Source organism: Salinivibrio sp. IB282, from assembly GCF_001995685.1.
Classification (GTDB): domain Bacteria; phylum Pseudomonadota; class Gammaproteobacteria; order Enterobacterales; family Vibrionaceae; genus Salinivibrio; species Salinivibrio kushneri.
This window is the reverse complement of the sequence record NZ_MUET01000006.1, coordinates 28,902-54,700: the sequence shown is the minus strand read 5'-3', so window position 1 is coordinate 54,700 and position 25,799 is coordinate 28,902. Positions and strand designations below refer to the sequence as shown.

The following is a 25,799-nucleotide window of genomic DNA, read 5'->3' as shown; positions in this document are numbered from 1 at the left end:
TAACTGTCAGGTTTGGTGCTTATTGCCGCGGTTAAGACACGGAAGATAAGCTCGGCAAGAGACCGTTTGGCATCAAACGGTTATAGGTGCCGGTTTTAAGCAGCGCATTGGCCTTTTCGATATCGGGAGCAAAGTAGCGGTCTTTGTCGTAAAACGGGACGACACCACGTAATTCCGCTTTGGCTTGCTCCAAGCGCTCAGCGCTTTTATGGGGGGCACGAAAGTCAATGCCTTGACTGGCTGAGAGCAGCTCAACGGCCAAAATACCGCGTGTGTTGCTGCTCATATCATGTAGGCGGCGAGCAGCAAAGGTCGCCATAGAGACATGATCCTCTTGGTTTGCTGAGGTAGGCAGGCTGTCAATCGATGCGGGGTGGGCCAGGGTTTTGTTTTCACTGGCCAATGCGGCAGCAGTGACCTGTGCGATCATAAATCCTGAGTTAACGCCACCGTTGTTCACCAAAAACGCAGGGAGTTTGCTGAGGTTAGTGTCGATGAGTAGTGCCATCCGACGTTCCGACAAGCTACCCATTTCTGCAATCGCTAATGCGAGGTTGTCTGCAGCCATGGCAACGGGCTCGGCGTGGAAGTTGCCCCCAGAAATGATGTCGCCATCTTCTGGGAACACCAGTGGGTTATCGGATACCGCATTAGCTTCCGTAATGAGCACGTCGGCGGCTTGGCGAATTTGCTGCAAGCAAGCGCCCATCACCTGTGGTTGGCAGCGCAGTGAGTAAGGGTCTTGAACCTTTTCGCAGTTTTGGTGGCTGTCGCCAATTTCACTGGACTCATTCAATAGGTGGCGATAGGCGGCAGCGGCATCCATTTGGGTTTGGTGGCCGCGTACGGCGTGAATGCGTGGATCGAAGGGGCGTCGGCTGCCGAGGGCTGCTTCCACTGATAATGCACCACAAACCGTGGCGGCGGCGTACAGATCTTCGGCCTCGAACAGACCTTCGAGGGCAAAGGCCGTAGACGCCTGAGTACCATTAAGTAGCGCCAGCCCTTCTTTTGGCCCCAGTGTAATAGGCGATAACCCGGCGATCTTTAACGCGGCTTCACCTGAAATCACTTCGCCTTTATAACGCGCTTGGCCTTCGCCGAGCAGTACTGTGCTCATATGCGCCAATGGTGCAAGATCGCCCGAGGCGCCGACTGAGCCTTTTTTGGGGATGCAGGGATACACCTCGCGGTTGACCAACTCTGCCAGTGCTTTGACGACCTCAAAGCGGATCCCGGAATAGCCACGCGCTAAGCTCGCAATTTTGAGCACCATCATCAGGCGCACGGTGGCATCGTCCATAAACTCACCAATGCCCGCTGCGTGAGACAGCACAATCGAGCGTTGGAGTGTTTCCAGATCGTCCAGCTCAATGCGGGTATTGGCCAATAAGCCAAAGCCCGTATTGATGCCGTAGACCACCCGTCCTTGCTCAAGGACGTTGGTGACAGTGTCGGTGCTGGTTTTCATAGTGGCTTCAATGCCGTCAGCAAACGCCAGTTGCACGGGCTCTCGGCTGACTTGTCGTAGTTGGTCTAGGGTGAGCTCACCAGGTTGTAGCGTTAATGTGTACATCTTGCTCTCCTTAGCGCAGCGGTTGGTTTGGTAAGTCCAACAGCGGCAGATCGAGTTGTTCTTCTTTGGCGCAATCAATGGCAATATCGTACCCGGCATCGGCGTGGCGCATGACGCCTGTCGCAGGATCGTTTCGCAACACCCGTGCCACACGTTGGTGTGCGTCGTCGGTGCCGTCACAGACAATCACCACGCCTGAGTGTTGTGAAAAGCCCATACCAACACCGCCACCATGGTGCAAAGATACCCAGGTGGCCCCTGATGCCGTGTTTAACATTGCGTTGAGCAATGGCCAATCAGACACCGCATCTGAGCCATCAAGCATACCTTCGGTTTCACGGTTCGGGCTCGCCACTGAGCCTGAGTCTAAGTGGTCACGGCCAATCACCACGGGCGCTTTGAGTTCGCCATTTTTCACCATTTCGTTAAAGGCAAGGGCGAGGCGGGCACGGTCTTTGACACCTACCCAACAAATACGTGCCGGTAAGCCTTGGAATTGAATGCGCTCTTTGGCCATATCAAGCCAGTTGTGCAGGTGTGGGTCGTCCGGGATCAGCTCTTTGACTTTTTGGTCGGTTTTATAGATATCTTCCGGATCGCCCGACAGGGCCGCCCAGCGGAACGGACCAATTCCTTGGCAGAATAACGGACGAATGTAGGCAGGGACAAATCCTGGGAAATCAAAGGCATTGTTAACCCCCACTTCGAGTGCCATTTGGCGAATGTTATTGCCGTAATCCAAGGTCGCCGCGCCGCGCGTTTGCAAATCAAGCATCGCTTTTACTTGTACGGCCATTGACGCTTTCGCCGCTTTCACGACCTCTGCTTCGCTTTCTTTGCGCTGAGCAGCGGCTTGTTCCATAGTCCAGCCCTGCGGTAGGTAACCGTTAAGGGGATCGTGGGCTGAGGTTTGGTCGGTGACCACATCGGGGGTGATATTGCGCTTCACCAGCTCTGGGAAAATATCAGCCGCATTGGCCAGTAACCCAATGGAAACGGGCTTACCAGCTTGATTAGCTTGCTCAATCATCTCCAGGGCTTCATCAAGCGAGGTGGCTTTACGATCGACATAGCCGGTGCGCAAGCGATAATCGATGCGGCTTTCATCACACTCAACCGCAATCATTGAAAAGCCAGCCATGGTGGCTGCTAGCGGCTGTGCGCCACCCATGCCACCCAGACCACCGGTCAAGATCCAACGCCCCTTGGCTTCACCATCGAAATGCTTCTTAGCGACGGCAACAAAGGTTTCGTAAGTGCCTTGAACAATGCCCTGTGAGCCGATATAAATCCAGCTCCCTGCGGTCATTTGGCCATACATCATTAACCCTTGCTTATCGAGCTCATTGAAATGTTCCCAGTTTGCCCAATGCGGCACCAAGTTTGAGTTGGCAAYAAGCACTCGGGGCGCATCTTTGTGGGTCGGGAATACGCCAACAGGCTTACCTGACTGAACCAGCAAGGTTTGATCGTCATCGAGACGTTTAAGTACGTCGACAATTTTATCGAAACATTGCCAGTTGCGTGCGGCCCGTCCAATTCCCCCGTAGACAACTAAGCCATTAGGGTGTTCGGCCACGTCTGGATGTAGGTTATTCATTAGCATGCGAAGGGGGGCTTCGGTTAGCCAGCTTTTTGTATTTAGCTCTGGTCCGGTTGGGGCTTTAACCGTGCGTGAATCAAAACGTGGATCCGTCATGGTTACTCTCCTTGTGAATCAATGTGGTGCGACGTCGCGTGTAGCATGGTCCAAGCCATGCGAGCCGCTAATCGACTGGTTTGCTGGTCGCGGTCGTAGTTGGGATTAACTTCAGTGATGTCGAACACGGGGACACGAGCACCTTGTCGGTCGGCTTCACCAAAAATAAACTGAATCAGTGGTTCAATGACCTGTACTGGCACGCCGATTGTCGCTGGCGCGCTCACACCCGGCGCGGCACTAGCGGGAAAAACATCCATATCGAGCGTGAGGTATAAGTAATCACATCCTTGGATGAATTCGCTTAATTTCGCTTTGAGTGCTGGTAGCGCAGCCACTTGCATGTCGGTATCTTCTTCTACCCAGCACCCAAGTTGTGTGGCTTTATCAAAGAGTGCCTGGGTGTTGCTGGTTCGGCTTACGCCTAGGCAGGCATAGTGAAATGGCCAGCCTTTTTGCTGACAAAGCTGGGCGATTTGGGCAAAGGGTGTCCCTGAGCTACCGGCTTCGCTGATCCCTTGTGGCGTACGCAAGTCAAAGTGTGCATCAAAATTAATGATGCCAATCTTGGGTGCCTGCTGGGATGAAACATGGCGTGACAAGTAGCCGGATAAACCTTGAAAGCTGGCCCACGCGGTTTCATGTCCGCCCCCCAACACCAGAACATTATGCTGTGATAGTGTTTGGTGGATGTGTTGACTTAGCCCTTGCTGTGCAAGAACGAGGTCGGTGTCATCACAGACGATATTGCCACCATCATAGAGGGCAGGGGCGTTATGCCAGGCAAAGTTCGCTAATGCCTGCCGAATCGTATCCGGTGCCAGTGCCGCACCCTGACGACCTTTGTTGCGAGCGACACCTTCATCGCAAGCAAAACCGTAGATCACTACGCCGCCTTGTTCACAAGAAGACGTGTACGAGGTCACCGTTTGGTGCAAGCGTCGTCCGCGCTCGCCGTCCTCTGAGTCAACACGCCCTTGCCACAGCGTCATATCAGCCGGTAAGTGTTTCATCAGCGGCTCCCCTGGTTGTCATACCATGTTCCGCCAACGATGCGCCCAGCCAGTGGCGCAGTGCCCACCATGTAACTAAGCTCAGCCGGGGATTGGCAATGCCAAACCGCAAAATCAGCATCAAATCCGACAGCGATTTGCCCTTTATTGTCTAGCCCCATGGCTTGTGCAGCATGGCGGGTGACACCGTAGAGGTTCTCTTTAGGCGTCAATTTAAAAAAGGTTGAGGCCATGTTCATCATCAGGGTTAACGAGGCAAAGGGTGACGTCCCTGGGTTAAAGTCCGTCGCGAGTGCCATGGGTACTTGGTTGTCACGCAATGCTTGAATCGGAGGATGTTGAGTTTCACGGAGAAAATAAAACGCACCAGGAAGCAAGGTCGCAACCGTGCCGCACTCTGCCAAAAGCTGAGCGTCGGCTTCTGATAAGTATTCAATATGATCCACCGACAAGGCGCCTGCTTTTGCGGCTGCCACACTGCCACCGAGATCGCTGAGCTGTTCGGTGTGCGCTTTAATCTTTAATCCATGTGCATTGGCTGCGGCATAGACTTTTTCTGCTTGGTCGACGCTAAAGGCTATTTTTTCACAAAAGACGTCTACCGCATCAGCGAGTTGCTGTTCTGCAGCGGCAGGGATTAGTGTATGACAAACAAAGTCAATGTAGTGATCGGCATCATGTTGATACTCAGGTGGCAGTGCATGCGCGGCTAATAAGGTGGTGGAGACATTAACCGGCACATGCTGCTCAATGGCGCGTGCGACGCGCAGCATTTTTAGCTCGTCCTCAAAAGTGAGGCCATACCCTGATTTTATTTCGAGGGTTGTTACACCGTCTCGCATGAGTGCTTCAGCACGTGGTAGTGCAAGCGCCAGTAACTCGTCCTCGCTGGCTGCGCGAGTGGCGTTAACCGTGGACAAGATCCCACCGCCTTGCTCAGCGATGGTTTGGTAAGGCACCCCGTTAAGGCGCTGCTCAAATTCACTGGCACGATTGCCGGCAAATACCAAGTGTGTGTGACTATCGATAAGCCCTGGTGTCACTAGGGCACCATTTAACGACTGCTTGGGCCAATCAAGCTGCTTGGCTTGCTCCCCTAGCGCAACGACTTTTCCATTCTCGACGGCGATCGCAGAGCCAGACTGGCATTGATAGCCTGACGCTTCACTCATCGTGCTCGCCATACTGATGACGTTTGCCTCGGTAAAGACCTTTTTCATGGTGAATACCTTGCTATTCCATAAATGTCTATACAAATGTATAGACAAATAAGAGAGCAAACACAAGAGAAAGTGTAAAGGTTTTGTGATCAACTCGATCGTTTTTCGGCGAGAAGCGAGAGGTTTAACGTAGAAGGGGAGGACGAGCCTTAATCATAAAGGCCCACTTTAAAGTCTGAACCCCGTTCATCATAGTGGCCGGATTGACGTAATTGTTGTAAACCTTGATTTAGCGCTGAGAGGTATTCATCCAACAAGCATCGCCTAACGAGAGCGCTAGGCTATCTGTCTGTGCGTGACGTGAGTTTATAACGTGAACCAGGGTGGTAGAGTAATGCGGCACTGACCAATGTTTGCTGGCTCCAGGTGCGGCGGTGAAGTAAAAGGCAGGGCTCATCAGACTTCATCGCCAATGCTTCTTTGACTACCGCTGATGGATTAATCGCTTCGACACTGTGTTCAATGGTGTTAACTGGGCACACTGAGGACAGGTACTCATTGGGGGTGGTCTGGTTGAAGTCTTGCTCGAGATAGGCAGGCGCAAGCGCCGGGTTCACCCAGCGCTGCTCGAGCTGCAGGGGGATACCGTCACCGTAATGGACAATTTCGCTGTAATAGACGTCGGTGCCCAACATCACACCCAAGCGCATTGCCACGTCAACAGGCGCAGAGAGGCGCTTCAAGGCATGAATGACGCTGTGATAGTGCTGACCGCGTGCGGTGACTTCATCGGCAATATTGCGAATGTCCATCAACGGGGATTCCGCTTTGGGTTCAGTGACAAAGGTGCCTAGCCGTGGCGTGCGTTCGAGTAACCCATCAGTCACCAAGTCACGAACCGCCTTATTGACCGTCATGCGGCTAACGTTGAATAGGTCGCACAGTTCGTACTCGGTGGGGATACGCGTACCAACCGGCCAAACCCGTGTCTCAATTTTTTCTTCAATATAGGCTTTGATTTGTTGATAACGGGGCGCATTGGCCATACGGTTTCCTTGTCAAAATTGTGTATACAAATCAGGGTTAATGAAGTTTCATGTAAAATCAAGTGAATGATAGAAAACTTGATTGTTTATCACGCTGATTCTCGCGTAGAAATTATTATTGGGATGACTTGCATCACAAATGCGGGATCTTCATAATCGTCATTCTACTCGCACTGTGCGGTTACTTACTAATCGCCAAAATACACTTCATGTGCCACTTGGTGTGTGGCACCACTGAGAAGGATTGTTATCAATGCCTCTAATTACTCTCCCTGACGGCAGTCAGCGTTCTTTTGACCACCCTGTTTCGACTTATGATGTTGCCAACGATATTGGCCCAGGTCTTGCCAAAGCCTGCATTGCCGGTCGTGTAAATGGTGAGCGTGTTGACGCGTGTGATCTTATCGAGCACGACGCGCAACTGGAAATCATTACCGCGAAAGATGAAGACGGGTTAGAAATCATTCGCCACTCTTGTGCGCACCTTTTAGGTCATGCGATTAAGCAGCTTTTCCCTGACACTAAGATGGCGATTGGTCCAACCATCGACAACGGTTTCTACTACGACATCGACATGGATCGCTCGCTCACCCAGGATGACCTGGACGCCATTGAAAAGCGTATGAAAGAGTTGGCGAAAACCAAATATCAGGTCGTGAAGAAAAACGTCAGCTGGCAAGAGGCGCGCGATACGTTTGAAGCGCGTGGTGAATCATACAAGATAGAAATCTTGGATGAGAATGTATCACGTGACGACTGTCCGGGCTTGTACCACCACGAAGAATACGTTGATATGTGTCGTGGCCCACACGTGCCAAACATGAGCTTTTGTCAGAACTTCAAAGTCCTGAATGTGGCTGGCGCTTACTGGCGTGGTAATAGTGACAACAAAATGCTGCAGCGTATTTACGGCACAGCATTTGCGGATAAAAAGCAACTTAAAGCGCATTTGGTACGCTTGGAAGAAGCTGCTAAACGTGACCATCGTAAACTAGGTAAGCAGCTTGATCTGTACCATATGCAGCAAGAAGCACCTGGGATGGTCTTCTGGCACCATAACGGTTGGACCATTTTCCGTGAACTTGAGCAGTTTATCCGCGACAAGCTGACTGAGTATGATTACCAGGAAGTCAAAGGGCCGCTGATCATGGATCGCGTGCTTTGGGAGCGCTCGGGCCACTGGGATAAGTATGCGGATTACATGTTCACGACGAATTCTGAGAACCGTGAATACGCCCTTAAGCCGATGAACTGTCCTGGTCATGTTCAGATCTTTAACCAAGGCCTGAAGTCTTACCGTGACCTACCGTTGCGTATGGCGGAATTTGGTAGCTGCCACCGTAATGAGCCCTCTGGTGCGCTGCATGGCTTGATGCGTGTTCGTGGCTTTACTCAAGACGATGCGCACATTTTCTGTACTCCAGAACAGGTACAAGAAGAAGTCAGCGCGTGTATCGAGATGGTCTATGAGACCTATCAGACTTTTGGCTTTAACAACATTGAAGTCAAGCTGTCGACACGTCCTGAAACACGTGTCGGCTCTGACGAAATGTGGGATAAAGCCGAGCAAGCCTTGAATGAAGCCCTAACAGCAATGGATATTCCATTTGAAATTCAAGAGGGTGAAGGTGCATTCTACGGACCTAAGATTGAGTTTACGCTACATGATTGTCTCGATCGCGCTTGGCAGTGTGGTACAGTACAACTTGATTTCGCGTTGCCCGAGCGCTTAAGCGCGACCTATGTAGGGGAAGACAACGAACGCCATACGCCGGTTATGATTCACCGCGCTATTCTGGGCTCGTTGGAACGTTTCATCGGGATTCTTATCGAAGAATACGCGGGACACTTCCCTGCGTGGTTATCACCACAACAAGCGGTTGTGATGAATATCACGGATAAACAAGCAGGTTACGCGCAAGAGATTGCGAAAAAACTGCAAAAAGCTGGATTTAGAGCCTCTGCGGACTTGAGAAACGAGAAGATTGGCTTTAAAATCCGCGAACACACTTTGAAGCGTGTTCCGTATATGTTGGTTTGTGGCGACCAGGAAATGGAAGCTGGCGAAGTCGCAATACGGACCCGTAAAGGTAAAGATTTGGGTAAAATTAAGATTGATGACTTCTTAGCGCAGTTGCAGCAAGAAGTGCAAGATCGAACACTCAATATTGTGGAGGAATAAGGTATTAAAGGCGCAAGAAAAGCCCCGGCAAAGAAAAACGCTCATCGTCTAAACAACGAAATTCGTGGTGTTAAGGAAGTCCGTCTGACTGACGCCGACGGTGAACAAGTGGGGATTGTCCCATTTGACGAAGCACTCGCCAAAGCAGAAGAGGCGACTCTTGACTTGGTAGAGATCAGTCCGAACGCTGAGCCGCCGGTTTGTCGTATCATGGATTACGGCAAATTCCTTTACGAGAAGAGTAAAGCTGCGAAAGAGCAGAAGAAAAAACAAAAGACTATTCAGGTTAAGGAAGTTAAATTCCGTCCTGGCACAGATGTAGGCGACTATCAGGTAAAACTACGCAWCCTGGTTCGCTTCATTGAAGAGGGCAACAAGGTCAAGGTCACTATCCGATTCCGCGGTCGCGAAATGGCGCACCAAAGCATCGGTGTTGACGTGCTGAACCGCTTGAAAGAAGACACTGCTGAAATTGCTTCAGTAGAAAGCTTCCCATCACGCATCGAAGGCCGTCAGATGATCATGGTTCTGGCCCCAAAGAAGAAGTAATTCTGGCTTCCAAGTAACAAGCGGCTGCGCCTGCTGGGTGCAGCCGCTTTGTTCGCCAAATTGCTATGTTATTAACACAATGCGGAGTTATTCATCATGTCTAAGATGAAATCCAACAAAGGTGCTGCTAAGCGTTTCAAAAAAACGGCTGGTGGCTTCAAGTACAAGCGTGCAACCAAGCGTCATATCTTGACTAAACGTACTACTAAGAACAAGCGTCAGCTTCGTCCAAATGCGGTTCTTCCTGCGTGTGAAAACGCGCAAGTTGCTCGCATGCTGCCATACGCATAAGTTTTTAGTTTTATTATTTAGTTTAGGAGAGAGACAATGGCTCGCGTAAAACGTGGTGTACAAGCTCGTGCACGTCACAAGAGTGTAATGAAGCAAGCGAAAGGTTACTATGGTGCGCGTTCACGCGTATACCGCGTAGCTTTTCAGGCGGTAACGAAAGCAGGTCAATATGCTTATCGTGACCGTCGCAACAAGAAACGCCAATTCCGTCAACTGTGGATCGCACGTATCAACGCTGCGGCTCGCCAAAACGGTATGTCATACAGCCGTCTGATTAACGGTCTTAAAAAGGCATCGATCGAAATCGATCGTAAGATCCTTGCCGATATCGCGGTATATGACAAAGCAGCATTCTCTGTGCTGGTAGAAAAAGCGAAAGCTTCACTGTAATTTTTACAGTAAAGAATTGCTGAGAAAGGAGAGCTTCGGCTCTCCTTTTTTGTTATTTGTTGGTGTCTAGATAATTGCACTTTGTGCATATAAAAGTGTGTTTTGGCACTTATTCTATAGTCCTATCATCATGATATAGTGCTCAAAAAGTGAAACAAAGGACACTCGATGAACCAATACGTCTTTTTTTGTCAGCCTAACAACTGTGACCAGTTTACTTACTTGATCAAGGAATCCCCCAACTACCTTGCCGAAAAAGAAGCATTGTTAGAGCAGGGGTTGATCATCGAAGGGGATGTGATTGTTGCTGATTGTGCGGAGACTGCGATTGAAAAATTCCGCCAGATTAATCTCAATGCAATCGAGGATTACATTCAGCACGATCCTACCGTTGGCTTTACGACTTTTATCGTGGAAATGTATCATTCGCTGCGTCGCCGGCTTGGAATGAAATCATGATTGTTGATATTTATCAGGTTGATGCCTTTAGCGCGTCATTGTTTCAAGGAAACCCGGCAGGGGTGTGTATCTCGACGTCCATGTTGGATGAAGCAATCATGTTATCCATCGCCGAGGAAATGGCTGTCTCTGAAACGTCATTTCTTGCCTTAGATACCATGTTCTTACGCTGGGCTACAAGGCCAAGTAGTGGCCGTATTCAGCGGAAAGCTGCTGGATTTTATCAAGATCTAGTAAAAATCAGTGCAACAAAAAAAGAGGCCAAACGGCCTCTTTTTCAGTGGTGAAGTGGCGTTACGCCACTTGTACTTGTTGTTGTTCGATGTCTTCACTGGGTGTGGCACCAGACTCAGCACCGTGCATCCAACGAATCAGCGTGCCGGATAGCGCGAGTAAGATCACACCGGAAATCGCAGCGGTTGCCGCGATACCACCGAAGATCGCCAAGGCGCCATAATCACCGACATGTGAGCCAATGATGCCCGCCACATAGTTGGCAATCGCGTTGAAACCGAACCAGGCGCCCATCATCAATGAGGCCAAGCGTAGCGGCGCGAGCTTAGTAACCAAGGATAAACCGATAGGCGAGAGGCAAAGTTCGCCTAACGTGTGGAAGAAGAACGCGCCCACTAGCCAAAACATCGACGTCTTCACTGCGGTATCACCGCCTTGCTCTAACACCGCGCCAATCATGCACACGAACCCAAGCGCCAACATAAATAAAGCCATCGCAAACTTCACAGGCGAACTGGGCTCTTTAGGGCCAAGGCGCACCCACAGCGAGGCTGCGATGGGTGCACAAATAATGATGAAAAAAGGATTAAGCGATTGGAACCACGCCGCCGGTATCTCAAACCCACCAACCATACGATCCGTATACTCTTGAGTATAAATATTCATCAAGCCACCAGCTTGTTCAAAGCCGGCCCAGAAAATAATCACGAATAAACCCATCAATAAGATGACTTTAAGGCGATCGATTTCTTGCTTAGTCAGTGGGGCATTGGTCTTGGAATGATTGGCGTCTCGCGCTTGCTGTGCGGCTGGGACTCGGCCTATTTCACCTAACCAAGAATTAGCCATGGTTAGCTGGATCAGCAAGCTGAACACCATACCAATACCGGCGGCAAAGAAGCCATATTGCCAGCCGTAAGCGCTGGTCACAGAGCCAGAGACGAAGCCTGCTAACAATGAGCCAATGTTGATGCCCATATAAAAGATGGTAAACGCACCATCACGACGATGATCGCCTTCATCATAAAGGTCACCGACCATCGTCGAAATGTTGGGTTTTAACAGGCCACAACCGGTGATGAGCAACGCGAGACCGGCGTATAGCGTATGAACAATGTCTAAACCGTATTGTTGAGCAGGGAAAGCTAAGGTGAATTGTCCAATTGCCATCAGTGCACCACCGACAACGACAGCGCGACGTTGGCCAATAAAGTTATCGGCAATCCAACCGCCGATGAGTGGTGTGATATAGACGAGGCCAGTGTAGTAGCCATAAAGTTCGAGTGCGTCTTTGGTTGACCAGCMTAAACCACCGTTAATGGTTTGATCGGTCAAGTAAAGGACGAGGATGGCACGCATGGCGTAGTAGGAGAATCGCTCCCAAAGCTCAGTGCCGAAAAGTAAGAACAGTCCCCGAGGGTGACCAAGTATTGTCTTTGGGTTTTCCATAACTGATTAATTATTCGTGAGTTTTGTTGGGTCTGCATTTATATCATCGGCGTGCAGTACATTGCCGAAACGTCTTTGGTAAAAAACCTCCCTATAATTTGTAACAAAATATGTAAAACTAGAGTAATGGTTTTTTAGCAAAATTAAAAACTATTATTCAAGCTAAAAATCCATCATTAATGATGAATTTTATCCATATGGTGAAATTTTGTTGCATTAGAAGAGCTGTCACCTATAGTGACGTGACAGCTGCTTGCGTCTTTGCGTGGGATCAAAGGAGAGGCGATTATGTGATAGAGGTCACTTTAGAGGTGTTCAGCGATCAGGCGATGGCTTGACGTAACCACAGGGCTATATCTTCGTACATAACTTGGTGACTTTGATCGGCATCAGCCCAGCTCATCACAAACTGGTAAAGTTTTTCTGGATGGTAGGCTTGTCCGATCAATTGATTGGCCAGTGTTTCTAGCGGTCCTGGCGTTAAACTGTCAGTGAATAACTGGCAATCGATGATTTCTCCATTTTTCACATCTAAATGCAGCTCAACCCCTCCCCATTCAAAACGCTCATCAAAGGTATGCATGAACTGCGGGCTGTTACCGAAATTCCATGCCCAACTGCACTGTTTTTCATAAATAGCGTCAAACCCTTCGACATCAGGCTTGGCGTCGGGGGAAATGTACTCAACCTCAGTGGTATGGCCGTAATGGCGGAAAAAGGCGGTTTTAATCGCGTCACACACGCGTTGGTGATCAACGTCTGGGACAAAGTCAGCGATATTGGCCACGCGCGCACGCACAGATGAAATCCCCTTAGCTTGGAGTTTTTTAGGATCAGGGTTGAGGTAATCACCCAGTCGCGACAAGTTGGCATTAATCAAGAGTGTACCGTGGTGAAAGCCGCGATCTTTGGCCTCTTTGTAGGCAGAGCCCGATACTTTTCTTGGGCCGTCGGGAGTGTCCATGGTGAGATCATTTCGGCCACTGGCTGAGGCTCTGATCCCGAGCGTTTTCAGCGCATTCAACACAATTTGTGTTGATACCGACTTGTCATAACCGGGCTTGCCGGCCATAAAGGTAAAATTGGTGTTGCCCAAATCATGAAACACCGCGCCCCCACCGCTTTGGCGTCTCGCCAACACCACAGCATCTTGTTCCATTTTGCGTGTATTACACTCGCGCCATGGGTTTTGACCGCGTCCAATAACCACCGTATTGTCATTACGCCATAGGAACAGGACGTTCTGCTGTGCCGACATGGTACGAAATATGGTGTCTTCCACGGCCAGATTGAACCAAGGGTGAGTGGACGTCGAAACAAACACACGTAAAGGGCGACTAGTGTCTTGCATACTGGCTCCAAGTATTCGGTAAACAAATTATTCGGGAAACGCGAGCGCGGACCAACTGGATTGTTGCCACGCAAGCTCGTTCGGCAATCAATATAGACGCTAGAATATCAAACAATACTTAGCGAGTTATTCAATCAGCGCTAACAGGCTCGATTTTTACCGCATTAACGCGCTGAATGACCAATCTGCCATCAAAATGACGCCACACGTGACCGGATGGCGAGGAAAAATAGCGTAAATGCTGTTTAGCGTTTGGCATTAGTCGTGGCATTAATTAGTATGTAAGGTCAATTTATTACCTGTTCTCTCAGTCAATTGGCATTGAGGCGTATTATTGAGACGACTCTGTCAGTTTGCTCAGACAATGGGTGAAACCATGATGTCAGCAGGTATTGTCACGCACCTACCTGATTTGGACTGCCCAACGGGTCGACGAGGAAACAATGCAACAATTAGAAGAAATTCTTGCGAATGCAACCAGTGCGGTGGCCGATGCCGCCTCTGTGGCTGCATTGGATGAAGTCCGGGTTAAATTCCTAGGAAAGAAAGGCGAGCTAACCGCACAATTACAGGCGTTGGGCAAACTGCCTCCGGAAGAGCGCCGCGAAGCGGGTCAAACGATTAACCAAGCCAAGCAAACCGTACAACAAGCGATTGCTGAGCGCAAAAATGCACTTGAGCGCGCCGAGTTGGAAGCGAAGCTTGCCGCAGAAACCATTGATGTAAGCTTGCCGGGCCGTCGTATTGAAAACGGTGGTATTCACCCCGTGACGCGCACCATTGAACGTATTGAGCAATTTTTCGGTGAGTTGGGTTTCTCTGTTGCGTCCGGGCCAGAGATTGAAGATGGTTTTCATAACTTTGATGCGCTGAATATCGCCCCAGATCATCCTGCGCGTACCGACCACGATACTTTCTTCTTTAACCCTGATTTGATGTTGCGTACGCACACCTCTGGCGTGCAGATCCGTACCATGGAAGCGGGTAAACCTCCATTCCGTATTATTGCCCCCGGTCGCGTTTATCGTAATGACTACGACCAAACGCATACCCCGATGTTCCACCAAGTGGAAGGGTTATTGGTCGATAAAGACATCACCTTTGCTGATCTCAAAGGGATCCTCAATGACTTCTTACGCAACTTTTTCGAGGAAGATCTAGAAGTGCGTTTCCGTCCCTCTTACTTCCCATTCACTGAGCCTTCTGCCGAAGTTGATGTGCGCCGCAAAGGCGGAAAATGGCTGGAGATCTTAGGCTGCGGCATGGTTCACCCGAATGTACTACGTGCGGTGAATATCGATCCAGAGGAATATCAAGGCTTTGCCTTTGGTATTGGCGTAGAGCGCCTGACTATGTTGCGTTATGGCGTGAATGATCTCCGTGCGTTCTTTGAGAACGATCTGCGCTTTTTGAAACAATTTAAGTAATCAGTGGGGCAAGGTAATAATGAAATTCAGTGAATCTTGGTTGAGAGAGTGGGTAAATCCAGCAAACGACACCGACGCGCTGGCCCATCAGATCACCATGGCCGGCCTTGAAGTCGATGAAATTGCACCCGTAGCTGGCGACTTTAGCGGCGTGGTTGTGGGTGAAGTGGTTGAGTGTGGCCAACACCCAGATGCAGACAAACTGCGTGTGACCAAAATCAATGTCGGCGACGATGAATTGCTTGATATCGTTTGTGGGGCACCTAACTGTCGTCAAGGCTTGAAAGTCGCGGTCGCGATGGTGGGCGCCGTATTACCCGGTGACTTCAAAATCAAAAAAGCGAAGCTGCGTGGTCAACCGTCCTTCGGTATGCTGTGCTCCTTTACCGAGCTGGGTATTGATGTGGAATCAGACGGCATTATCGAGCTGCCTACCGACGCGCCAATTGGTACCGACATTCGTGATTACCTCGCGCTAAACGATGTCACCATCGATGTTGATTTGACCCCGAACCGTGCTGATTGTTTAAGCCTGCGTGGTTTGGCACGTGAAGTCGGCGTATTGAACCGCGCTGATGTCACTGAACCGAGCATCACACCGGTTGAGGCCAGCATTGAAGACAAGGTATCGGTGCGCATTGATGCGCCGCAAGCGTGCCCACGTTATTTAGGGCGTGTGGTAAAAAACGTCGATCTTAATGCACAGACCCCGCTGTGGATGCAAGAGAAACTGCGCCGCAGTGGCATTCGCGCTATCGACCCTGTGGTGGATGTCACTAACTATGTGATGCTTGAGCAAGGTCAGCCGATGCACGCCTTTGATCTTAGCAAGCTTGAGGGTGGCATTGTGGTACGCATGGCAGAAGAGGGTGAAACCCTCACATTGCTGGATGGCAACGAAGCAACCCTTAACGCTCAGACATTGGTGATCGCGGATGAGAAAAAAGCCTTGGCGATGGCCGGGATTTTTGGCGGGCAAGACTCTGGCGTCACCACCGACACCCAAGATATCTTGCTCGAGTCGGCGTTTTTTGCCCCTGACGTGATCCGCGGCCGTGCGCGTAGCTATGGTTTGCACACCGATTCCTCCCACCGTTTTGAACGTGGCGTCGACCCAGCGTTACAAGCGGCGGCGATGGAACGGGCGACTGAACTGCTTTTAGCGATTTGTGGTGGTGAAGCGGGAGAGATTATAACCGCTGAGTCAGCAGAAACACTGCCAACTCGTGACACTGTCACCCTCCGTCGTGAGAAGTTAGATGGTCTGTTGGGTCATTCTATCGATAACAGTGATGTACAAGCTATTTTGTCCCGTCTAGGGTGTGCGGTAACAGAAACGGAGAAGGGCTGGCAAGCAACGGCACCTAGCTGGCGTTTTGATATTGCCATTGAGCAGGATTTGATTGAGGAAGTGGGTCGTATTTACGGCTACGACAACATTCCAACCCGTGCGCCTAAAGCGGCACTGGCTATGCGCGAATACAAAGAGGCCGCGATGCCACTGAAACGTGTCCGCGATTTATTGGTTGACCGTGGCTTCCACGAAGCGATTACCTACAGCTTTGTTGAACCTAAACAGCAAGCGCTGATTGTACCCGATGTTGAGCCACTGATCCTGCCAAGCCCAATCTCTGCGGACATGTCAGCCATGCGCCTGAGCTTGCTTCCTGGGCTTTTAAACACGGTGGCCTATAACCAAAAACGTCAGCAGCCTCGTGTGCGCTTGTTTGAATTTGGCTTACGCTTTACCCCGGAAGGTGACACCGGTGGGACCGTTCGTCAATCGAGCATTTGCCAAGAGAGCATGCTTGCGGGTGTGATTGCAGGCCCTGGCAGTGAAGAGCATTGGGATCTGGCAAGCGCAACCGTCGACTTTTTTGATTTGAAAGGCGACCTAGAAGCGGTACTGGAACTCACCGGTAAGTTGAAAGACTTCCGTTTCGTGTCAGCATCCCATCCTGCCATGCACCCAGGTCAAACTGCCGCGATCGAGTTTGACGGCAAAGTAGTGGGTCATATTGGTACCTTGCATCCTGAGCTTGAGCGTGAGTTTGGCTTAAATGGCCGAACGGTGGTGTTTGAGCTGGAGTGGCAAGCCATTGACGAACGCTTTATTCCCGAAGCGGCAGGGCTATCGAAATTCCCTGCCAACCGCCGTGATATTGCGGTGATTGCCGATCAATCGCTTGCGTCGGGCGATGTGGTGGACGCGTGTTTGCAAAGCGGCAACCCATTGCTTAAGGACGCACAGCTTTTCGACCTTTACACTGGCAAAGGTGTGGAAGAGGGCAAGAAGAGCTTGGCAATCGCACTGACCTTGCAATCTGATGCGCGCACGCTTGAGGAAGCCGATATCAATGATGCCGTGTCTGGTGTTGTTAGCCATTTATCAGAGAAATTAGGCGTTACCTTGCGTGATTAAGCTAACGTCATCCCAAAAAGCAGCGGAAACGCTGCTTTTTTTATGCCTAAATGGCCTAACATCTATCCATTTGAAAAACTAAATAAATTCACTATATTTGATGAGTAAGTGTTCAAATATTGATAAAAAAGCCTAATATTAAGCAGCTTAGTAGTCTATGACCTATGCTGGTTAAGAAAACGCTTGTAACACCTTGGTTTAAAAGGTCAATTTTTTGGACATTGCTCGTGATTTTTTAATGTAAAAAAGTTGGCGCAAATCAGCCAGTTGGCATACACTTGTTTTGAGCTGGCCTGCAAATATCCCTAAAATACAAGGGCTAAAGACGTATGGGTCAAGTGTAGAATGGTGGTGTCGATACTGCGGTATTGCATATGTGTTCAACAATTCTTGAGGGAAAAACCTATGGCGCTCACTAAGGCCGATTTGGCTGAGAACCTGTTTGAAAATATCGGGATTAGCAAACGGGACGCCAAGGAGACAGTCGAGGTGTTTTTCGAAGAAGTTCGGAAAGCGCTCGAAAGTGGCGAACAGGTCAAGTTATCAGGGTTTGGTAACTTCGACTTACGAGACAAGAATGAACGTCCCGGTCGAAATCCCAAAACAGGGGAAGATATTCCGATCACTGCGCGCCGCGTCGTGACATTTCGACCTGGCCAGAAACTCAAAGCGCGAGTTGAAAATGCAGACGTTGAACAATAACGCTGCGTGACCCCGACAGTGGTGACGATACCACACTAGAAAGCCGTGTGCAGATGTGCCACGGCTTTTTAATTTGTCTATACATGATCACATTGTGAGGGGAAAACACTGGGTTTATTGGTTATCTCGCTGTAACGTTTTGTTGTCTAGTTGTAATAAAAGGAAGCATTATGCTGACAGCACGCCCAGGTGCCTTTATTGATGCCGCACTCACCGCACCTCACGCTTTTACCCCAGACTCATGGCGAGTGGGCTCGCTCACCGTCAATCACAGTGCCCCCGGTATTATTTCGATACAGCCCGATGTCGCCAAGGTTTCGCGTTGCGTCGTATTGTCATCAGGCATTCATGGTGACGAAACCGCGCCCATCGAGCTTATTGACCAGCTACTCGCCGATATCTTGTCAGAGCAATTTATCCCCAATGTGCCGCTATTACTGATTATTGGTCATGCCGAAGCGATTAAAGCGCACACTCGCTTTATTGAAGATAACCTTAATCGTCTATTTGGTGGCTGGAATGAAGAAAAGAATGAAGAGCACTATCTTGCTAACCAATTGCAAACAGCCGTGAGCGACTTCTTTGCCGCCCAGCCAGACGACATGACTCGTTGGCACCTCGACTTACACAGTGCGATTCGCGAGTCCTATCATTATATGTTTGGTGTGATCCCCACCACGCCGACCGCGAGAGATGTACGTCCACTGGCCGCATTACTCAATGACGCCAAAATGGATGCCACTGTCCTTTCCCAATCGCCATCACCCACCTTTAGTTGGTATAGCGCCAACCACCACGGTGCGCTGGCTGCTACCTTAGAAATGGGCCGGGTCGCGCCATTGTTTGAAAATGATATGCGTGAGTACGATCCGCTTGATCGCACCTTACGAGGCTTACTCAAAGCCGCCACATTACCGACTGAATTAGCGCCGATGCGCTTTTACCGTGTGACGCGAACCTTGACCAAGCACACCGATCAGTTCGCGCTCACTTTTCCCTCATCGGCTAAAAACTTTACACCGTTCGAGCAGGGGGCATTATTGGCCACCGACAAGGGACAAGAAATCTATGCCGAGCATGAGGGAGAAGTGGTGATCTTTCCCAATGCCAATGTCCACGTTGGTCATCGGGCTGGGTTACTCGCCACCCCCTTTGAGCCCACTGTCAATCAACCGATCTATGTGCACGCACCACAAAAAGCCTCCGCGTAGCGCTTTTCAAGCGGGCAGTCAGTCGGTAAAGTGCGTCGCAGTATTGGTTTAATGGATGACGCATGCGAGTGTCAGAACTTACCGCCCGCCAACAGAGCCGTTGGCGGCGCGCGTTACTTACTTTCTCGGCTTTGCTTTTGTTGGTGTGTGGGCTTGCACTGAGTGTGGGCGAAATATGGATCAATCCTTTTGCGCCCGGCTCAACATTAGAGCAGCAATTACTCCTACAACTTCGCCTCCCTCGTGTGCTAGTCAGTGTGATGATAGGCGCCTCACTGGCGATGGCTGGGGCAAGTTTACAAGTGCTATTGGGTAACCCACTGGCGGAGCCAGGTGTCTTAGGCATTTCCGGCGGCGCAAGCATCGCCGTGGTCTTACTGTTGTTGCTCGCGCCGGCTTGGGCGTCGAGTGGCAGTATGGCCGTCGCTGCCATGTTGGGCGCGAGCTTGTTTACCTTTATATTAGTGATATTAGCCCGTCGCGCTCTAGCGACGGCTCGCATTTTATTGGTCGGTGTTGCGCTTAGCATTTTGGCGGGGGCAGGCGTCACCTTGGCGTTTTACTTCAGCACTGACTTTAATTTGCGCCAATTAATGGTTTGGTTAATGGGATCGCTGTCCGGCATGCGATTGGAGCATGTGGGTATACTGACAATGACCTTACCTTGTATTGCATTATTGTGGCGATACGGGCATAAGCTTGACCAGCTTATGCTCGGTGAGTCTCAGGCGCAGCAATTAGGGCTAGACACACATCAACTACGTTGGCAATTGATCGCCTTAATTAGCGTTTTAGTCGGGGTATCTGTGGCTGTGGCGGGTGTTATTGGCTTTATTGGCTTAATTGTTCCGCACTACTTACGTCTTTGGCTCGGTAGCCGTAATCGTACCTTATTACCCATGTCTGCGTTGGCAGGGGCGCTACTATTGGTCAGCGCCGATACCGTTGGCCGACTTATTCTTCCCTCAGCGGAACTGCCGGTGGGGGTAGTGACCAGTGTGCTTGGTGCGCCATTATTTATTTGGATGTTGGTGAGGGCGGGATGATCGTTGACGCTAAAGACTTAAGCTTAGCACCACGTCTGCTGCCGATATCTTTATCGGTTGAGGCCGGGCAAGTGGTACACCTTATCGGCCCCAACGGAAGTGGTAAAAGCACTTTACTGGAACTCTTGTCGGGCTTGGAAGTGCCGCAATCGGGGAGTGTCTGGCTGCAAGGGCAACCTGTATCAGGACAAACCCGATACGATTTGGCGCAAGTGCGGGGATACCTGATGCAACAACAGCGCCCCGCGTTTGTCATGGCGGTATTTGAATACCTCAACCTAGTGCTCGATAGTGTGCAATTGGCAACCGGTGAGATTCGCGACAAGGCCGTCGCTGACGTGGTGTCTCGCTTGGCCATCAGCGACAAGCTCCACCGAAGAATAGACAGCTTATCGGGCGGTGAGTGGCAGCGGGTGCGTTTGGCGGGCGTTTTATTGCAAGTCTCCAAAGCGTTAAATCCACATGCGTGTTTACTGTTGCTAGATGAGCCGTCAACTGGGCTCGATGTCGCGCAACAGGCGGTGATTTATCAAGAAATAACCGCCTTGGCGCGAGAGCAGGAGATTGCGATTATCATGGCCAATCACGACTTAAACCGTACCCTTGAGCACGCGGATACGGTGGTGGTGCTTCAACAAGGGCGTATTGTGTCGCTTGGCCCACCGAAGGCAGTGTTGACCGATCGGCTGCTTTCAGATGTTTTTGCCACGCCGCTAGAGCAAGTATCGACCGCCAATGGCCCGGTGATCATGCGCGCGTCCTCGTCATGAGTTTGCACATCTTAAACTAGCTTTCGTCGTCGTTTTCAATCACATTAAGCTTGGCGCGAATAAACTCGGCATGATCCACATAAAGTAGCTCGGCGGTTTTACGGATCACCGCTTCCTCGAGCGGATCAATGTTCTCGTCAGCATATGCCACCGACCACATCGCCTCGATTAGGGCTATCCGCGCTTGTGGGTCAAGATCGCGCAGTTTATCCGTATATTCATACAGCGAGGTCGCATGCTCACTGTGTTGCCTTGCATCCTCCAACAATTGCTCAGCTTGTGCGGTGTCCAGGGAAAGGAGCTGGCATATTCGATCACGTTTCGTGGCCTTCTCGCGCTCGTCGATATCGTGATCGGCCATCGCCACTTCACTTAATAGCCCCGCCATCGCTTGGTGGAGGGATAGCCCCGCTTGCTGACCCGATTGTCCTATATCAGCGTTCAGCGCCGACTCTAACTTATTCAGTAGTTGTTTAAGCATGGTCACTCTCCTCACTGCGGAGCGAAATTGTGATGGGTTTATTCAGACACTGTCGCGGTTTGGCCATTTGCTAGACAATACGTCGCAAATGCGCTCAGCGTTTACTTATTACCGGCATGGTATAGAGGGTGGGTCACTCAATGACACGCAGCCTCACCCATCCCGCTTTGATTCTTTTTACTTTGTGATAGGATGCGACACCAATCAACCTTATTTATCGGCTGTGACACTGATAAACGCCTTAAAAGATTAAGCAGTAAGCAGGAATCGCCTTGAGTTCACGTCATCACAACACGCCAGAGACACTGTTTGCAGCGCTAAACGATTGTATGCTGCAAGACTGTTTTCGTTTTAAAAAGCGCATCCACGGCGCGCAAAAAATCAAAAAAGACGACGCCAAACAGGCGGTGTACGACCAAATCGCCGCCGAGATGGCGCAGAGTATGCAGCGTTTGTTGTCGCGACAAGCCAGTACGCCAACCGTTCGCTATCCAGAAGAACTGCCTGTTAGTCAGAAGAAAGATGACATTGCCGAGGCAATCGCGAACAACCAAGTGGTGATCATTGCGGGGGAAACGGGCTCAGGTAAAACCACTCAGCTGCCCAAAATCTGTATAGAGCTTGGGCTAGGTGTCGCCGGTACCATAGGTCACACTCAGCCACGTCGCTTGGCCGCGCGCTCGGTCGCCTCACGGATTGCTGAAGAACTCGACGTCGAGTTAGGCAGCAGCGTGGGCTATAAAGTGCGCTTCAACGACAAAGTCTCAGAGTCGACGCAAGTCAAACTGATGACGGACGGGATCTTGCTGGCCGAAATCCAGCACGATCGGTATCTGAATCAGTACGATTGCATCATTATCGATGAAGCCCACGAGCGCAGCCTAAATATCGACTTTATTCTCGGCTATTTGCGCGAGTTATTGCCCAAGCGTCCCGATCTCAAAGTCATCATTACCTCGGCAACCATCGATCCTGAGCGCTTTTCCAAGCACTTCAATAATGCGCCTATGATAGAGGTGTCTGGCCGAACGTATCCGGTGGAAGTGCGCTACCGTCCATTAGTGGAAGAGGACGATAGCGATCGTGACCAGCTGGAAGCGATCAGCGATGCGGTCGATGAACTGTGTCAGGAAGGGCCGGGTGATATCCTGATTTTTATGAACGGTGAGCGTGAAATTCGCGACACCGCTGAGCACCTTCAGCGCCGTCAACTGCGCGATACCGAGATTTTACCCTTATACGCGCGACTGTCTGCTGGCGAGCAAAACCGTGTATTCCAATCTCACTCGGGACGCCGGATTGTACTGGCCACCAACGTCGCTGAGACCTCACTAACCGTACCGGGCATTAAGTATGTGATTGATCCCGGCACGGCGCGGATTTCTCGCTATAGCTACCGGACCAAGGTGCAGCGACTGCCGATTGAGCCGATTTCACAGGCCAGTGCTAATCAGCGTAAAGGACGCTGTGGCCGTGTATCGGAAGGCATTTGTGTGCGCCTGTATAGCGAAGAGGACTTTTTAGGCCGTCCGGAATTTACCGATCCAGAAATTCTGCGGACGAATCTAGCCTCTGTTATCTTGCAAATGACGGCACTAGGGCTCGGTGATATTCAAGCCTTTCCGTTCGTTCAGCCGCCTGACAGCCGTCACATCAAAGATGGTGTCCGTTTGCTCGAAGAGCTGGGGGCGATCAAGCCCGGCCAAGCCACTGATAAACGTAAGCTGACCGCGATTGGTAAAACCTTGGCCAAACTGCCGATTGACCCGCGTTTGGCACGCATGGTGATTGAGGCACCTAAGCATGGTGCCTTACATGAGGTGATGGTGATTGCCGCGGCCTTAGCAATCCAAGACCCGCGTGAGCGTCCAGCGGATAAGCAGCAACAAGCGGATGAAAAGCACCGTCGTTTTGCCGATAAAGAATCGGACTTTTTGGCCTATGTAAACCTTTGGGATTACGTCAAAGAGCAGCAAAAAGCGTTATCGAACAACCAGTTCCGTAAGCAGTGCAAAAAAGACTACCTCAATTACTTGCGCGTGCGAGAGTGGCAAGACGTCCACTATCAAATCACCCAGGTGATGAAAGAGCAAAAGGTGCAATTTAACCAAGAGCCCGCCAGTTATCAGGCCATTCATATGGCACTGCTCGCCGGGCTATTAAGCCACATTGGCCTGAAAGACCAAGAAAAGAATGAATACCAAGGCGCGCGGAATGCACGGTTCCATATTTTCCCCGGCTCTGGGCTTTTCAAAAAGCAGCCTAAATGGGTGATGGTGGCCGAGCTGGTTGAAACCTCGAAACTTTGGGGGCGAATTGTCGCGCGTATCCAACCCGAATGGGTGGAGCCACTGGCGCAGCATTTGATTAAGCGCAGCTACAGTGAACCACATTGGTCACGCAAGCAAGCGGCGGTGATGGCCAGTGAGAAGGTCACGCTATACGGGATCCCGATTGTGGCGAGCCGTAAAGTCAATTATGGCGCCATCGATCCGGTGCTCAGCCGTGAGCTGTTTATTCGTTCGGCATTGGTTGAGGGGGATTGGCAAACCAAGCATGCTTTTTTCCACCAAAACCAAAAGCTGCTGGAGGAAGTGGAAGAGCTCGAGCTCAAATCTCGCCGGCGCGATATTTTGGCAGACGACGATACCTTGTTCGACTTTTACGATCAGCGCCTCGATCATAGCGTGGTCAGCGGGCGTCACTTCGATACCTGGTGGAAAAAGGCACGTCAAGACAACCCCGATCTGCTCAACTTTGAAAAAGCCATGCTATTGCAAGGCGACGCCAGCCATGTCACGGAGCTGGATTACCCCAACTTTTGGTATCAAGGCAACTTGAAACTCAAACTGAGCTACCAATTTGAACCCGGCCAAGACCACGATGGGGTGACGGTGCATATCCCGTTGCCGATCCTCAATCAGGTATCAGAAGAAGGGTTTGACTGGCACGTCCCCGGGCTACGTCACGAGCTAATTGTCGCGCTGATTAAATCGCTACCCAAACCGTTACGACGTAACTTTGTTCCAGCGCCGAACTATGCCGATGCGATCTTACAGCGCGTGACGCCCATGGAGGCGCCCTTGCTCGATAGCATGGAGAAAGCCTTAAAGCAGATGTCAGGTGTCACCATTGACCGTGACAGTTGGAACTTTAGCCAGCTCCCCGAGCATTTGCGCATCCAGTTCCGCGTTGTGGATGATAAAAACCGCACCTTGTCTGAAAGCGAAGACTTAAACACACTCAAAGTCTCGCTAAAAGACAAAGTACAAGCGACCTTATCGGATGTCGCGGACGATGATATTGAGCAGCAAGGGATCACCCAATGGAGCTTTGGGGCATTACCTCAGCGTTATCAGCAGAAAAAGCATGGCTTTGAAGTCAAAGCCTATCCGGCCTTGGTGGATGAAAAAGACAGTGTGGCGATTCGTCTGTTCGAAACCGAATACCAGCAACAAAAAGCCATGCAAGCGGGTCAACGTCGGCTGATCTTGCTCAATGTGCCATCGCCAATTAAATATCTACATGCGCATTTGCCCAACAAGTCGAAACTCGGTCTGTATTTTAATCCATATGGCCGCGTGTTGGATTTGATCGATGATTGCATCGCCTGTGGCGTGGATAAGCTCATTGCGCAACACGGCGGCTTAACCTGGGAGGCGCAAGCATTTGAGGCGCTTAAAGAGACGGTGCGTGCGGAGCTAGGCGATACCGTGGTGGACATCGCGCAACAGGTCGAACAAATATTGACGCACGCGTTCAATATCAACAAAAAGCTCAAAGGCAAAGTGGATCTCTCGATGGCGTTTGCGATGTCGGATATCAAAGCCCAACTAGAAGGGCTGATTTACAAGGGCTTTGCCACCGAATCAGGTTGGCAGCGGCTTCCCGATATTCTGCGCTATATGAAAGCGATCGAACGTCGATTAGAAAAGCTCCCCGTGGATCCTACCCGCGATCGCAATCACATGCTCAAGATAGAGTCTGTGATGAACGAGTATAAAGCATTGCTAAATAAGATCCCTAAAGGCAAGCCCATACCTGATGAAGTAAAAGCGATTCGTTGGATGATTGAAGAGCTGCGCGTGAGCTATTTCGCGCAACAACTCGGCACGCCTTACCCCGTCTCGGATAAGCGGATTAAAAACGCCATTGCGGCGATATAACCCGGCAAGCTTATGCCGCTGCGGATTAGATGAAGACGGGCAAAGCGTCGACGTGAAATAATTTATATAAATATCAATAAGTAATCAAAACCGTGTCATATGGCACGGTTTTTGTTTTTGTCAATACGAACGACAGACCGCTCGGTAGTTCGTGATGCCGTGGCAAGAAAGGAGC

20 protein-coding genes and 1 pseudogene are annotated in these 25,799 nt (G+C 50.5%); 13 read left to right on the top strand and 8 right to left on the bottom strand.

Features of this window, described 5'->3' with window-relative positions:
* Positions 1 to 31 precede the first annotated feature (31 nt).
* The 5 genes from hutH to hutC form a co-directional block, all read right to left on the bottom strand.
* Positions 32 to 1,576 carry a histidine ammonia-lyase gene (gene hutH / locus BZG14_RS02625; RefSeq protein ID WP_077607901.1) on the bottom strand — a complete coding sequence of 515 codons (1,545 nt, stop codon included), beginning with the start codon at positions 1,574 to 1,576 and terminating at the stop codon, positions 32 to 34.
* A 10-nt stretch (positions 1,577 to 1,586) separates the two neighbouring features.
* Positions 1,587 to 3,275, bottom strand: coding sequence for a urocanate hydratase (hutU, locus tag BZG14_RS02620; RefSeq protein WP_077607900.1), 1,689 nt, complete (start codon positions 3,273 to 3,275; stop codon positions 1,587 to 1,589).
* A gap of 2 nt (positions 3,276 to 3,277) precedes the next feature.
* Positions 3,278 to 4,288 (bottom strand): formimidoylglutamase, encoded by a 1,011-nt coding sequence (gene hutG, locus BZG14_RS02615; protein WP_077607899.1) that lies wholly within the window; start codon positions 4,286 to 4,288, stop codon positions 3,278 to 3,280.
* Positions 4,288 to 5,508 (bottom strand): imidazolonepropionase, encoded by a 1,221-nt coding sequence (hutI, locus tag BZG14_RS02610; protein WP_077607898.1) that lies wholly within the window; start codon positions 5,506 to 5,508, stop codon positions 4,288 to 4,290. Before hutI ends, hutG begins: the two co-directional genes overlap by 1 nt.
* A 281-nt stretch (positions 5,509 to 5,789) precedes the next feature.
* Positions 5,790 to 6,494, bottom strand: a complete 705-nt coding sequence (gene hutC, locus BZG14_RS02605; protein ID WP_077607897.1) for a histidine utilization repressor — start codon at positions 6,492 to 6,494, stop codon at positions 5,790 to 5,792.
* 253 nt (positions 6,495 to 6,747) lie between these two features.
* On the opposite strand from hutC, the gene thrS reads away from it, so the two are divergent.
* The 6 genes and pseudogenes from thrS to BZG14_RS15830 form a co-directional block, all read left to right on the top strand.
* Entirely contained in the window at positions 6,748 to 8,676 is a 1,929-nt protein-coding gene (gene thrS, locus BZG14_RS02600; protein WP_077607896.1) for a threonine--tRNA ligase, read from the top strand.
* 3 nt (positions 8,677 to 8,679) lie between these two features.
* Positions 8,680 to 9,225, top strand: a complete 546-nt coding sequence (infC, locus tag BZG14_RS02595) for a translation initiation factor IF-3 (protein WP_077607895.1) — start codon at positions 8,680 to 8,682, stop codon at positions 9,223 to 9,225.
* Between the two features lie 96 nt (positions 9,226 to 9,321).
* Positions 9,322 to 9,516 (top strand): 50S ribosomal protein L35, encoded by a 195-nt coding sequence (gene rpmI, locus BZG14_RS02590; RefSeq protein ID WP_025673304.1) that lies wholly within the window; start codon positions 9,322 to 9,324, stop codon positions 9,514 to 9,516.
* Between the two features lie 36 nt (positions 9,517 to 9,552).
* On the top strand, positions 9,553 to 9,906 hold the full coding sequence (gene rplT, locus BZG14_RS02585; protein WP_025673305.1) for a 50S ribosomal protein L20: 354 nt from the start codon (positions 9,553 to 9,555) through the stop codon (positions 9,904 to 9,906).
* Between the two features lie 168 nt (positions 9,907 to 10,074).
* Positions 10,075 to 10,365 (top strand): hypothetical protein, encoded by a 291-nt coding sequence (locus BZG14_RS02580; RefSeq protein ID WP_077459485.1) that lies wholly within the window; start codon positions 10,075 to 10,077, stop codon positions 10,363 to 10,365.
* Positions 10,362 to 10,544 (top strand): annotated as a pseudogene (locus BZG14_RS15830) (PhzF family phenazine biosynthesis protein); the annotation flags it as partial. The gene BZG14_RS02580 and the pseudogene BZG14_RS15830, both read left to right, overlap by 4 nt.
* 115 nt (positions 10,545 to 10,659) lie before the next feature.
* On the opposite strand, the gene BZG14_RS02570 reads toward BZG14_RS15830, so the two are convergent.
* Both BZG14_RS02570 and BZG14_RS02565 read right to left on the bottom strand, forming a co-directional pair.
* Complete coding sequence (locus BZG14_RS02570; protein ID WP_077607893.1) at positions 10,660 to 12,048, bottom strand: peptide MFS transporter; 1,389 nt, start codon at positions 12,046 to 12,048, stop codon at positions 10,660 to 10,662.
* Between the two features lie 322 nt (positions 12,049 to 12,370).
* The gene (locus BZG14_RS02565) at positions 12,371 to 13,399 is read right to left on the bottom strand and encodes a lipoate--protein ligase (protein ID WP_077607892.1); all 1,029 of its coding nucleotides are present in this window, start codon (positions 13,397 to 13,399) and stop codon (positions 12,371 to 12,373) included.
* A 443-nt stretch (positions 13,400 to 13,842) separates the two neighbouring features.
* Here BZG14_RS02565 and pheS point away from each other — a divergent pair, with 443 nt between their 5' ends.
* From pheS to btuD, 6 genes are all read left to right on the top strand, one after another.
* Positions 13,843 to 14,826, top strand: coding sequence for a phenylalanine--tRNA ligase subunit alpha (pheS, locus tag BZG14_RS02560; RefSeq protein ID WP_069362382.1), 984 nt, complete (start codon positions 13,843 to 13,845; stop codon positions 14,824 to 14,826).
* Positions 14,827 to 14,845: 19 nt separating this feature from the next.
* Positions 14,846 to 17,248, top strand: a complete 2,403-nt coding sequence (gene pheT / locus BZG14_RS02555; protein ID WP_077607891.1) for a phenylalanine--tRNA ligase subunit beta — start codon at positions 14,846 to 14,848, stop codon at positions 17,246 to 17,248.
* Between the two features lie 405 nt (positions 17,249 to 17,653).
* Complete coding sequence (ihfA, locus tag BZG14_RS02550) at positions 17,654 to 17,950, top strand: integration host factor subunit alpha (protein WP_069362384.1); 297 nt, start codon at positions 17,654 to 17,656, stop codon at positions 17,948 to 17,950.
* A gap of 170 nt (positions 17,951 to 18,120) precedes the next feature.
* Complete coding sequence (locus BZG14_RS02545) at positions 18,121 to 19,161, top strand: succinylglutamate desuccinylase (protein WP_077486244.1); 1,041 nt, start codon at positions 18,121 to 18,123, stop codon at positions 19,159 to 19,161.
* Positions 19,162 to 19,223: 62 nt separating this feature from the next.
* The gene (btuC, locus tag BZG14_RS02540; protein ID WP_077459491.1) at positions 19,224 to 20,207 is read left to right on the top strand and encodes a vitamin B12 ABC transporter permease BtuC; all 984 of its coding nucleotides are present in this window, start codon (positions 19,224 to 19,226) and stop codon (positions 20,205 to 20,207) included.
* On the top strand, positions 20,204 to 20,977 hold the full coding sequence (btuD, locus tag BZG14_RS02535; protein WP_106406614.1) for a vitamin B12 ABC transporter ATP-binding protein BtuD: 774 nt from the start codon (positions 20,204 to 20,206) through the stop codon (positions 20,975 to 20,977). Before btuC ends, btuD begins: the two co-directional genes overlap by 4 nt.
* Positions 20,978 to 20,993: 16 nt before the next feature.
* Here btuD and BZG14_RS02530 read toward each other — a convergent pair whose 3' ends face one another.
* Positions 20,994 to 21,458, bottom strand: coding sequence for a tellurite resistance TerB family protein (locus tag BZG14_RS02530; protein WP_077486245.1), 465 nt, complete (start codon positions 21,456 to 21,458; stop codon positions 20,994 to 20,996).
* 329 nt (positions 21,459 to 21,787) lie between these two features.
* On the opposite strand from BZG14_RS02530, the gene hrpA reads away from it, so the two are divergent.
* Positions 21,788 to 25,624 (top strand): ATP-dependent RNA helicase HrpA, encoded by a 3,837-nt coding sequence (gene hrpA, locus BZG14_RS02525; protein WP_241824609.1) that lies wholly within the window; start codon positions 21,788 to 21,790, stop codon positions 25,622 to 25,624.
* Positions 25,625 to 25,799: the final 175 nt, after the last annotated feature.